Below are 12,053 nucleotides of genomic sequence, written 5' to 3' on the forward strand. Positions count from 1 at the left end.
CCTCAGTCCTGCAGCTGCTTCGGGTCAACCTGCTTCACGGTCGCCAGCTTGCTGACCATGCTGGTGGTCTGCTTCTTGCCGCCGAACAGGCTGAAATCGCTGTCACCACCGTTGCAGCCATCGCCGAAGCTGAAGCCACAACCGCCGCGCTCGCCGTAAGCGGTCGCATCCGGGAAGGCTTCCTTGGCCAGCTCGCGATGGCTGGTGGGAATCACGAAACGATCTTCGTAGTTGGCGATGGCCAGGTAGCGGTACATCTCATCGGCCTGGGCCTTGGTCAGACCACACTCTTCCAGGGCACGCAGGTCTTCCTTGCCTTCCACGGTTTCGGCGCGCTTGTATAAACGCATGGCCATGATCCGCTTCAGGGCCAGTACGATGGGCTTCTCATCACCGGCGGTCAGCAGGTTCGCCAGGTACTTGACCGGGATCCGCAGGCTCTCGATCTTCGGCAGTACGCCGTCGAACTCAACCTTGCCGGCTTCCGCCGCAGACTGGATCGGGCTCAGGGGCGGCACGTACCAGACCATCGGCAGAGTGCGGTATTCCGGGTGCAGCGGCAGGGCCAGCTTCCAGTCCACCGCCATCTTGTAGACCGGGCTCTGCTGGGCAGCTTCGATGACGTTCATCGGGATGCCGTCTTTCTTCGCCTGTTCGATCACTTTCGGGTCAAACGGGTCCAGGAAAATTTCCAGCTGCTTCTCGTACAGCTCATGCTCGCCCGGGGTGCTGGCTACTTCTTCGATGCGGTCTGCGTCATACAGCAGCACGCCCAGGTAGCGGATCCGGCCCACGCAGGTCTCGGAGCACACGGTGGGCATGCCGGCTTCAATCCGCGGGTAGCAGAAGATGCACTTCTCGGATTTGCCGGTTTTCCAGTTGAAGTAGATCTTCTTGTACGGGCAGCCAGAGACACACATCCGCCAGCCGCGGCACTTGTCCTGGTCGATCAGCACAATGCCGTCTTCTTCCCGCTTGTAGATGGCACCGCTCGGGCAGCTGGCAACACAGGCCGGGTTCAGGCAGTGCTCGCACAGACGCGGCAGGTACATCATGAAGGTGTTTTCGAACTGGCCGTAGATGTCGGCCTGCACCTGGTCAAAGTTCTTGTCCTTGCGGCGCTTGGCAAACTCCGTCCCGAGGATTTCCTCCCAGTTCGGGCCCCATTCGATTTTCTTCATGCGCTCGCCGGAGATCAGCGAGCGTGGCCGTGCGACCGGCTGGTGTTTGGTGTCACCGGCGGTGTGCAGGTGCTGATAATCGAAGTCGAACGGCTCGTAGTAGTCGTCGATTTCCGGCAGGTCCGGGTTGGCAAAAATGTTCGCCAGCACTCGGAACTTGCCACCAATGCGGGGGCGGATCTTGCCGGAGCTGTCGCGCATCCAGCCGCCCTTCCACTTGTCCTGGTTCTCCCACTCTTTCGGGTAGCCGATACCAGGCTTGGTTTCGACGTTGTTGAACCAGGCGTATTCCATGCCTTCACGGCTTGTCCATACGTTTTTGCAGGTGACGGAACAGGTGTGGCAACCAATGCACTTGTCCAGGTTCAGCACCATGCCGACTTGGGAACGGATTTTCATTTTACAGCCTCCTGAGCATAGTCATTGCCTTCACCGTCGAGCCAGTCCACGTTCTTCATCTTGCGGACCACCACGAACTCGTCCCGGTTGGAACCTACGGTGCCGTAGTAGTTGAAGCCGTAGGAATACTGGGCGTAGCCACCAATCATGTGGGTCGGCTTCGGACACACCCGAGTAACCGAGTTGTGGATACCGCCACGGGTACCGGTGATCTCGGAACCTGGAATGTTCACGATCCGCTCCTGGGCGTGGTACATCATCACCATGCCGGGCATCACCCGCTGGCTGACCACCGCACGGGCGGCAATGGCGCCGTTGGCGTTGAACAGTTCGATCCAGTCGTTGTCTTCCACACCGATCTCTTTGGCGTCGTCTTCGCTCAGCCACACAATCGGGCCACCGCGGGACAGAGTCAGCATCAACAGGTTGTCGCTGTAGGTGCTGTGGATGCCCCACTTCTGGTGCGGCGTGATCCAGTTCAGCGCTTTCTCCGGGTTCCCGTTGCTACGCTGGTTGATCATGCTGCCCACGGCCTTGGTGTTGATGGGCGGACGGTACACCAGCAGGCTCTCGCCGAAGGCACGCATCCACTCATGATCCTGATAGAACTGTTGACGCCCGGTCAGGGTGCGCCAGGGGATCAGTTCGTGCACGTTGGTGTAGCCGGCGTTGTAGGACACGTGCTCGTCTTCCAGGCCAGACCAGGTCGGGCTGGAGATGATCTTGCGTGGCTGAGCCACAATGTCCCGGAAGCGGATTTTTTCCTCTTCCTTGTTGGTGGCCAAATGGGTGTGATCCAGACCGGTGAACTCGGACAGCGCCGCCCAGGCTTTTACCGCCACCTGACCGTTGGTTTCCGGCGCCAGGGTCAGGATGACCTCGGCGGCATCAATGGCACTCTCAATCTTCGGACGACCAGCATTGGCGCCATCCACATGCTTGTAGTTCAGATCACCCAGGAACTTCACTTCCTTCTCGGTGTTCCAGTTGATGCCCTTGCCACCATTACCCAGCTTGTCCATCAGCGGGCCAAGGGAGGTAAAGCGGGCATAGGTGTTCGGATAGTCCCGCTCCACTGTGATGAAGTTGGGCGCGGTCTTGCCCGGAATCAGGTCGCATTCGCCTTTTTTCCAGTCCTTCACATCAAACGGTTGGCCAAGCTCCGCCGGCGCATCGTGCAGAAGCGGCAGTGTGACCACGTCTTTCTCGACACCCAGGTGACCTTCGGCTGCCTTGGAGAAGGACTTGGCAATGCCCTTGTAGATTTCCCAGTCACTGCGCGCTTCCCAGGCCGGATCAGTGGCCGCGGTCAGCGGGTGGATGAACGGGTGCATATCCGATGTATTCAGGTCATTCTTCTCGTACCAGGTGGCCGTCGGCAGAACGATGTCGGAATACAGACAGGTGGTGGACATGCGGAAGTCCAGAGTCACCAACAGGTCGAGCTTGCCTTCCGGCGCCTGGTCGCGCCATTTCACTTCTTCCGGTTTGGCGCCACCCTCGACACCCAGATCCTTGCCCTGCAATCCGTTCTTGGTGCCCAGCAGGTACTTGAGCATGTACTCGTGACCTTTACCTGAGGAGCCCAACAGGTTGGAGCGCCAGATGAACAGGTTACGCGGGCAGTTTTCCGGCGCTTCCGGATCTTCACTGGCGAAGGCCAGAGATCCATCCTTCATGGATTTGGCAACGTAGTCCGCCACCTCCATACCGGCCTTCTCGGCTTCCGCGGCAATGGTCAGCGGGTTTCGGTTCAGCTGCGGCGCAGACGGCAGCCAGCCCATGCGCTCGGCCCGCACGTTGTAGTCGATCAGACTGCCACCGAATTTGGACTTGTCTGCCAGCGGCGACAGGATTTCATCCACGCCCAGTTTCTCGTAGCGCCACTGGCCGGAGTGAGCATAGAAGAAGGAGGTGGAGTTCATGTGGCGTGGCGGGCGCTGCCAGTCGAGACCAAAGGCCAGCGGCTGCCAGCCGGTCTGCGGGCGCAACTTCTCCTGACCCACATAGTGGGCCCAGCCACCGCCGCTCTGGCCGATACAGCCACACATGATCAGCATGTTGATCAGGCCGCGGTAGTTCATGTCCATGTGGTACCAGTGGTTCATACCTGCACCGACGATGACCATGGAGCGGCCCTTGGTCTTGTCAGCGTTGTCCGCGAACTCACGGGCGATGCGGATCACTTTCTCGGCCGGTACGCCGGTGATCTGCTCCTGCCAGGCAGGCGTGTACGGCTTCACTTCGTCATAGGAAGTGGCGCCATCGTCGTCACCCAGGCCGCGGCTGATGCCGTAGTTGGCAACCATCAGATCGTACACAGTCACCACGCGACCTTCGGAACCATCGGCCAGTTGAACCTTGCGGGTACCCAGCTTGTGCTTGAGGATGTCCTTGAATTCCACGTGGTTGTAATGGTCGTGTTCGATACCACCGAAATACGGGAAGGCGACATCGACGACTTCGTCGTGCTTTTCAACCATCGACAGCTGAAGGTTTACATCGGCGCCTTTGGCGGTCTGCTTCAGGTTCCACTTGCCTTTCTCGCCCCAGCGGTAGCCGATGGAGCCGTTCGGCGCAGTCAGTTCGCCAGTGCTTTCGTCAATGGCGATGGTTTTCCATTCCGGGTTGTTCTCTTCACCGAGGCCATCCACCAGGTCACTGGCACGCAGGAAGCGGCCCGGTACGTAGCTGCCGTCGTCTTTCTGTTCCAGCATGACCAGGTAGGGCATGTCGGTGTAGCGACGAACGTAGTCAGTGAAGTACTCGCTGGGCTTGTCAACATGGAACTCTTTGAGGATCACATGGCCCATGGCCATGCCCAGAGCGGCGTCTGTACCCTGCTTCGGGTTCAGCCACTCGTCAGACAGCTTGGAAACTTCCGCATAGTCCGGGGTAATGGCAACGGTCTTGGTGCCCTTGTAGCGTACTTCGGTGAAGAAGTGGGCATCCGGGGTACGGGTCTGGGGTACGTTGGAGCCCCAGGCGATGATGTAGCCGGAGTTGTACCAGTCGGCGGATTCCGGCACGTCGGTCTGCTCACCCCAGGTTTGCGGAGAGGCAGGCGGCAGGTCGCAATACCAGTCGTAGAAGCTCATGCAGACGCCACCGATCATGGACAGGTAACGGCTGCCCGCGGCGTAGGAGACCATGGACATTGCAGGAATCGGAGAGAAACCGATGATACGGTCCGGGCCGAACTTCTTGGCAGTGTAGACGTTAGAGGCGGCAATCAGCTCGTTGACTTCGTCCCAGCTGGAACGGACAAAACCGCCCATACCACGGCGAGGCTTGTACTCGGCGGTCTTGGCGGGATCTTCAACGATAGAGGCCCAGGCTTCCACCGGGTCATTGAACTGGATACGGGCAGCACGCCAGAGCTTCATCAGGCTCTTGCGCATCAGCGGGTATTTCAGGCGATTGGCACTGTACATGTACCAGGAGTAGCTGGCGCCACGAGGGCAACCACGGGGCTCGTGGTTGGGCAGATCCGGGCGGGTGCGGGGATAATCGGTTTGCTGGGTTTCCCAGGTAACCAGCCCGTTCTTCACGTAGATTTTCCAGCTGCAGGAGCCGGTGCAGTTCACGCCATGGGTGGAGCGCACGATCTTGTCATGCTGCCAGCGCTGGCGGTAGCTGTTCTCCCAGTCGCGGTTCACTTCGTGGGTTTCACCGTGACCGTTGGAGAACGATTCGCGGTTCTTCCTGAAGTAGTTCAACTTGTCGATCAAATGACTCATGGTCTCTCTCTCCATCAACCCGTTTGCCGGATCGTTGTTCCGAATGGAGACCATTGTGTGGGATCAAACCCCTGAAATCTGCGTGGTTACTACCACATAACCCGGGTGTACCACCCTGTGGGTAGGCGACCTATAACCCGGGTTGGAGAAGCATCTTTCGCTCCTCTCTGCGGGCATGTCGGGAGAAAAGCAGCAGGCTGACACTCAGTAACACGAAGAGAATCATGAACACCGCCGTACGCACGCCCAGCCACAGGTTCAAGCCACCAAACGCAACTGGCAGGACAAACGCAACGGCACAGGCGCTGACCAGCAATACACCGGCAAACAGGGACGCTTCCTGTCGGTTGGCCAGAATCACCATACGCTGAAGGGATCCCATGGCGGTACCCATGGCCACCCCCAGAATCACGACCAGCGCGCTTTCAAGAACAACCGGCAGAGCAAACTCCACAACCAGTTCCTCTTCCACGCCGGTAATGAACAAAGTCATGGGGGGATAGGACAGCACCACGAGTGCCATCAGACAACCCGCCAGTGCCCGCGTCGCAACCCGGGCGGAACCGAAATGATCGGACAAGCCTCCACCGGCCACCTGGGCCACCGCACCGGGAATGACAAACCATTGCGCCAGGCGGGCCCCGGAATCCAGCGTAAGACCATACTGGCCTGAGAGGAAATCCGGAAGCCACAACGCCAGCGCAAAGAAACTGCCGGCAACCACACCGAAATACAAACACAGGGGTAGATTCCGACCCTGCCGGATCACCCCGAGAATTTCTCTGGCTGATCGTTCACGGCTTTCGTCTTCTTCAACCGTGGCGTCGGTCAGCATAATCAACAGCGCGATCACCAGAAGCAGGGTAATGAGGTAGGCCAGAGGTACGCCCTGCCAGGAGAACGCCTCATGGAACAGCGGCACCAGATAATAGTTGAAACCCGCTCCGGTTACCCCGGAGCCAAAAACCCCGAGCACGAGACCCAGCCGCCTGGGCTGGCAATGACTGACCACAAACTGCAGACCGGCGCCGTAGAAACCGCCCGCCAGCCCCAGCCCGGCGGCGGCAATAAGGTAGCCAATGTAGGTGTTTGTCAGCAGCAGTATCCCCATGCACACAGCAAGACCGCACAGACACAACAGCATGACTTCACGGGCACCATATCGCTGCGCCGCAAGCCCGGCCGGAATCGCAAGTATGGCGCTGACCGCCATGGGCATGGCCAGAAGAATCCCAAACTGCAAACTGCTCAGACCCAGGTCGGCTCGGAGATGCACGCCGGCAACCGCAAACAGTGTCCAGCAACCGGCAGCCACCACAAAGCCGGTCAGCGCCAACGGCAACACTACTGCCAGAGATGCTAACCTCTCTTCATCCCGTTCCGATTGCATTACACGCTCCCTGAATCCCATTCTTTAGTCTCGACTTTTGCCTGAACACGGGTCAAAGGCTATGATGGGTTATAAACCATTGGGGTAATTGACTATCCTCAAGGAGGTATCACGACGGCGCGTTTTCCACGATAATTTTGCTGCCTGTCACTATCCACATCCCTTGAGCCTTGAAGCTATCCATGACCTCCAGAAGCCCGCTAGTAAATCGACTGGCTGTTGTTATCGGCGCCATCGTGCTGACGGCCATTGTCAGCATGGCCACCACTCTGGCTGTGTCCAACAGCATTGAGGGCAATGCCACTGCTATCAACCTTGCCGGTTCACTGCGTATGGGAGCATTCCAACTGGCGGCAAGATCGGCCTCTGAAAGTCCCGTGGAAAACACTGAAACCCTTGATCAACGCATTGAGGAGTACGAGGACAGGCTCAGGGATCCCGCCATCATCCGTTCCATTCCCCGCACCGATGATCACCCCCTCGTCGAACAATATAAAACCGTGGAATACGGCTGGGCCAATCAGCTCAAACCGTCACTGGAGAGCCACCAGACTGGCGCCCCTCTATCCGCCGAAATGATCACGACAGTGGAGAGCTACACGGTAGAAGTGGATCGCTTGGTCTCCATGCTGGAACAACGCACCGAGGCCAGAATCGACCTGCTGCACCTTATCCAGATCATCAGCATGGTGTTCTCGGTATTGATTGTTCTCGCCCTGTTTCTGGACCTCAAAAACCGCATTCTCCGGCCGCTGCGGAAACTGGTGGGCATTGCCACCGCCGTGGGCGAACAGGATTTCAGCCACAAAGCCGATCTCAAAGGCTCCGATGAGCTGGCACAACTGGGCCAGGCCTTTGACCAGATGACCAGTGAACTGGCGCTGACCTACTACGAGCTTGAAAGCCGGGCCAGGCAGAAAACCGAGGAACTTGAAATCAGCCATGCGGCTCTGCAGGTAATGCACTCCGCCAGCCGAGGGCTGTTCGCCAATCATGATCTGTGCAGTGGCGCCATCCCGATGCTGCAGGATCTGGAGCAGTTGCTGGGCATCGGTCCTATCCGCCTGTTCCTGCATGACAAGGAATCGGCAGAACCGGTGGAGGCCATTACCACTGCCACACCCAAACGCCCCTTCTATTGCCGGGATCACCATTGCAATGCCTGTCTGGTAACCCCCGAGGTCTATGATGAGATGCCGCTGGAAAATAATGATGGCCGGCGGCTGTTGCTGCCAATCCGAACTCCCGGGCAGTTGCTGGGCACACTGGAGGTCTGGTATCCGGCTGAAAAAGGATTACCGGAGACCTCGCGCCGCCTGCTGGAGACCCTGACCGACCAGTTGGCAACTGCCATTTTCCTGGAAAAACAGATCACCGAAGAACAACAGCTGACGCTGGCAGAAGAACGCACGGTGATTGCCCGGGAGCTACACGATTCCCTGGCACAATCGCTCTCGTACCTGAAAATGCAGGTGACCCGTCTGCGCCGGCTGAACATTGATGGCGAGCAGAAGCCCATCCACGATGACATCCTGGATGAACTGAGCACTGGCCTGAACAGCGCCTACCGCCAGCTGCGAGAACTGCTGGCCACCTTCCGGCTGAAACTGGATACGCCTGATCTGGCGACTGCCCTGCGTAAAACCATCGACGAATTCTCAGAGCGCCTCGGTAAACCGGTAGCGTTTGAATACAACCTGCCGCCCCAGACGCTGTCGCCCAATGAGGAAATCCACACCCTGCAGATCATTCGTGAAGGGCTGGCCAATGCCGTCAAACACGCCGATGCCACTGACATAGCTGTAAAAGTAGTGTTCGATTCACCACAAGTGCGGGCCAGCATACAGGACAATGGCAGGGGATTACCGGGTGGCGACCAGCCCGTGAACCACTATGGCCTGATTATCATGCAGGACCGTGCCCGCACACTCGGCGGCAAGGTTAATGTGCGAAACAGGGATGAAGGCGGCGTGGAAGTCGCGCTAACATTCGTACCCAAGAGCCGCAATCTGATTCCAACGGAAACTACGCCGGCCTGAGCCGAGCGCAGGACAAAAGAGAGAAACAATGTCTGAGACACCCGCAAGCATTCTGTTGATCGACGACCACCCGCTGCTGCGCCAGGGCATCAAACAGCTGATCGGCATGGAAGACGACATGGAAGTGATCGGCGAAGCCAGCAATGCCGCCGATGGCATCCGTCTGGCCACCGAGCTGGAGCCGGACCTGATCCTGATGGACCTGAACATGCCGGAAATGGACGGCATCGAAGCCCTGAGAAAGCTCAGGGAAAAGAATGTCAGCTCGCGCATCGTTATGTTTACTGTCTCAGACCAGGAAGACGATGTGGTCGCGGCATTGCGGGCGGGCGCCGACGGTTACCTGCTCAAGGACATGGAGCCCGAGGACATGATCGCCCAGTTGCACCAGGCGGCGGTGGGCAAGATGGTGATCAGTGACCGCCTCACGACCCTGCTGGCTGAAGCCCTGCGTTCCAACAAACCGCAGCAGACCAGCCGTCCCGACTTCGACAGCCTGACGCCGCGGGAGAAAGATATTCTCCGGCTGATTGCCGAAGGCCTGTCCAACAAGATGATCGGGCGTAAACTCGACATCAGTGACGGCACTGTCAAGGTCCACGTCAAGCACCTGCTGAAAAAGCTGAACCTGCGCTCGCGGGTGGAAGTCGCCGTCTGGGCGGTCGAGGAAGGCTTGCACAAGGGCTGACTGTTCATTCCCCTGAGTTATATCAAATCCGTTTATTGCGGTTTGAGGTAGGCTCTCCCTGTCTGTTTCATGATTTCAGGAGAGCCTGCCATGCTGCCTACCCTGCCCAGTTTCGGCAAATTGCCCACACCACCCGGGTTCGCGCAGCTGCAACGCCTGAGCAATCAACTCCAGCACAATCCCCTTGCGAGCCAGACCCTAGCCGTGATCCGGGAGTATGCCCCGTCACCGGTGCCACTCCTGAACGGCATTGATCAGCGAATGCCCGTCGCCCTGAAACAACTGGCAGCGGAAGCGCCCCTCAACCGGCTTTTCTCGGACGCCATTGCAGAAGGTGAATTCGACGATTTCGAGGGACGTCGAATCCGCCTCGAAATCAATGGCGGCCAGCCAGGCATTACCCTCGGTTACTGGGCCGGGCGCCTGCGGGTGCTGAACGGACCCGGTGAAGCCACCATCCGGGGGTCCGTTGGTGCATTCCGTACATTGGCGGAGCGAAAGCAAGACCCCGATCAGTTGTTCTTCCAGCGCCGGCTGGTTATCGAGGGGGATACTGAACTGGGGCTGGCCCTGAAAAACCTGCTCGACAGCCTGGACTGGCATCTGCGGCTCAGGGATTTTCTGAAACCCTGGTAAGCGCCCATTCCGGGAACGTTCTCCAACGGTTAATCCAGGCAGGGATCAGGGTCGCTTCAATGGGCGGAGACATGGCAAATCCCTGAGCGCATTCGCACCCGAGGCTCAACAGAATCTCACCTTGCCTGACAGTTTCCACGCCCTCCGCAACCACCTGCTTCCCGAAAACCCGCGACAGACCGATCACCCCCTGAAGAATCGACAGGTTTTCACCGTTATCCTCAATGCCGGATACAAACTCCCGATCGATTTTCAGAGTATCGACAGGAAGGCGCTTGAGATAAGACAACGATGAGTAGCCAGTACCAAAGTCATCCAGGGAGAAGGTCACCCCAAGCTCACGGCAATCCGCAATGGTCTGTACGGCTTTGTCCAAATCCCCAAGTGCAGCGGTTTCCAGGATTTCCAGATCTAGCCTGACAGGGTCAACCCCCGGAAAGGCCGACAGGATTTTGGTCAGATGCCCGGCAAAGTGATCAGACTGAAGATGGTTGGCAGCAATGTTAACGCTGACATTGACCCTGACGCCCTCTTGCTCCCAGCGCTGTATCTGCAGCAGAGAGTTTCTCAACACCCATTCACCAACCTGAATATTCAGCGTGTGATGCTCAATGGCGGGCAGGAAGTAACTCGGAGGGAGCAGCCCTTCCTGCGGATGTTGCCAGCGGATCAGCGCTTCAACGCCCAAAACCTCTCCAGTCCGGAGATTAACCTTGGGTTGAAAATAAAGCCGGAACTCATCCTGGTTGAGCCCCCTGCGGATGTCCTCCAGTAACAACTGACGGGCTCGATACTGGCTCCGCTCGCCGGCATCAAGATAAAGCCAGCCACTGCGCATCTCGTGTTTTGCCCGATACAGGGTATTATCCGCCTGCCTCAGCAAGCTGTCTGCGTCCTCAACGGCGCCATCCGGAAACAGGACAACACCAGCCGTAAATCCCGCGGAAACCTCAACACCGTCAAGTTCAAAAGGCTGACTGGCCGTCAAACGCAGAGCTTCCAGCCGCGACTCGGCTTGGCTGGCATCCGGCAGCAACAATGCAAACTCATCACCACCTGTTCGCGCCAGGCAGGCATCCGCCGGGATCGCATCCAGCCACCGCCGGGAGAGCAAGCCAAGCAGTCGGTCTGCGGCATCTTCTCCCAGACAGTCGTTGAGATCCTTGAAGTTATCAAGATCAATAGACACAAGCGCTGCCGAGTTCCCAGCTCTCACGTCATCAGCAAGGTATTCACGAATTCGGCGGACGATGCCGTTTCGGTTCCAGAGGCCGGTCAAGGCATCGGTGTAAGCGAGCGTTTCCAGATGGTGCTGATATTCTCGGGCTTGTTCTTCCAGGGCCTGATTCAGCCTTTCATGCTGTATTCGGGACAGCTCATCTTCGGCCCTCAAGCGGGCCATTTTCTCCCGCATTAACTGAATCGTGCTTGATGACAGTTTTCCGTAAATTTCCAACAGCGCGTTGACCAGCACAGAGGCGGAACCGCTCAGCTCTGCATCGACCCGGTTTTTTGCCTCACTGACTTCCAGGCCTTGCTGAACCAACTCAACCGTCAGAGCCATTCGGCGATCTGATTCGAGGATATGGAAGGCTAACCAGCGTGTGAGGAAGTCAAACAGCCTGGTTAACACCTCTTCCTGAGGTTCGCGGCTGTTGCGCAGCTCCTCAACCTGCGCAAAAAACATCTGGTGTGCATCGTGGTGATTTCTCGCCATCACCGCTTCACCGAGGGTTAGGTTCCAGATCGCTTCCTCGTATTCAAAATGAAACGCCGCGTAGGTGAGCAACTCATCGAGAATCTGATCGGGTGTTAACTCGGAGGTGTCCGATGCAAAGTGCCAGGCCAGCCGATTAAGGATATTGACCAGCACCCTGTGCTGTTGATCAATATCATCAATGCCGGTTTCGAAATTCCGGTTCCAGGGAAAGATTTCGAAGGCATTCGGCACATCATTGGTCACAGAAGGACTCCCAAAAC

Annotated in this window: 7 protein-coding genes; 3 read left to right on the forward strand and 4 right to left on the reverse strand. The window is 57.9% G+C overall.

Features of this window, described 5'->3' with window-relative positions:
- Positions 1-2: 2 nt before the first annotated feature.
- From narH to C7436_RS08395, 3 genes are all read right to left on the reverse strand, one after another.
- Entirely contained in the window at positions 3-1,580 is a 1,578-nt protein-coding gene (narH, locus tag C7436_RS08385; RefSeq protein ID WP_121207441.1) for a nitrate reductase subunit beta, read from the reverse strand.
- A complete protein-coding gene (locus C7436_RS08390) occupies positions 1,577-5,320 on the reverse strand; it encodes a nitrate reductase subunit alpha (RefSeq protein ID WP_121207903.1) in 3,744 nt (1,247 codons plus the stop codon). Before C7436_RS08390 ends, narH begins: the two co-directional genes overlap by 4 nt.
- A gap of 130 nt (positions 5,321-5,450) precedes the next feature.
- Positions 5,451-6,710 (reverse strand): MFS transporter, encoded by a 1,260-nt coding sequence (locus C7436_RS08395; protein ID WP_121207442.1) that lies wholly within the window; start codon positions 6,708-6,710, stop codon positions 5,451-5,453.
- Positions 6,711-6,892: 182 nt separating this feature from the next.
- Between C7436_RS08395 and C7436_RS08400 the strand changes: the two genes are divergently transcribed.
- From C7436_RS08400 to ubiT, 3 genes are all read left to right on the forward strand, one after another.
- On the forward strand, positions 6,893-8,749 hold the full coding sequence (locus C7436_RS08400) for a histidine kinase (RefSeq protein WP_121207443.1): 1,857 nt from the start codon (positions 6,893-6,895) through the stop codon (positions 8,747-8,749).
- A 28-nt stretch (positions 8,750-8,777) separates the two neighbouring features.
- Positions 8,778-9,437 (forward strand): two-component system response regulator NarL, encoded by a 660-nt coding sequence (gene narL, locus C7436_RS08405; protein ID WP_121207445.1) that lies wholly within the window; start codon positions 8,778-8,780, stop codon positions 9,435-9,437.
- A gap of 90 nt (positions 9,438-9,527) precedes the next feature.
- Positions 9,528-10,073, forward strand: a complete 546-nt coding sequence (ubiT, locus tag C7436_RS08410) for a ubiquinone anaerobic biosynthesis accessory factor UbiT (RefSeq protein ID WP_170155422.1) — start codon at positions 9,528-9,530, stop codon at positions 10,071-10,073.
- On the opposite strand, the gene C7436_RS08415 is transcribed toward ubiT, so the two are convergent.
- On the reverse strand, positions 10,048-12,036 hold the full coding sequence (locus tag C7436_RS08415; protein WP_121207447.1) for a putative bifunctional diguanylate cyclase/phosphodiesterase: 1,989 nt from the start codon (positions 12,034-12,036) through the stop codon (positions 10,048-10,050). The two genes, ubiT and C7436_RS08415, sit on opposite strands and share 26 nt — an antisense overlap.
- Between the last annotated feature and the right edge of the window lie 17 nt (positions 12,037-12,053).

It is taken from the genome of Marinobacter nauticus (genome assembly GCF_003634635.1).
GTDB classification, from domain to species: Bacteria; Pseudomonadota; Gammaproteobacteria; order Pseudomonadales; family Oleiphilaceae; genus Marinobacter; species Marinobacter nauticus.

Excerpts from the sequence above, each read along its gene's own strand:
- narH (WP_121207441.1), bottom strand. The coding sequence starts at position 1,580 with ATGAAAATCCGTTCCCAAGTCGGCATGGTGCTGAACCTGGACAAGTGC.
- C7436_RS08390 (WP_121207903.1), bottom strand. The coding sequence starts at position 5,320 with ATGAGTCATTTGATCGACAAGTTGAACTACTTCAGGAAGAACCGCGAA.
- C7436_RS08395 (WP_121207442.1), bottom strand. The coding sequence starts at position 6,710 with ATGCAATCGGAACGGGATGAAGAGAGGTTAGCATCTCTGGCAGTAGTG.
- C7436_RS08400 (WP_121207443.1), top strand. The coding sequence starts at position 6,893 with ATGACCTCCAGAAGCCCGCTAGTAAATCGACTGGCTGTTGTTATCGGC.
- narL (WP_121207445.1), top strand. The coding sequence starts at position 8,778 with ATGTCTGAGACACCCGCAAGCATTCTGTTGATCGACGACCACCCGCTG.
- ubiT (WP_170155422.1), top strand. The coding sequence starts at position 9,528 with ATGCTGCCTACCCTGCCCAGTTTCGGCAAATTGCCCACACCACCCGGG.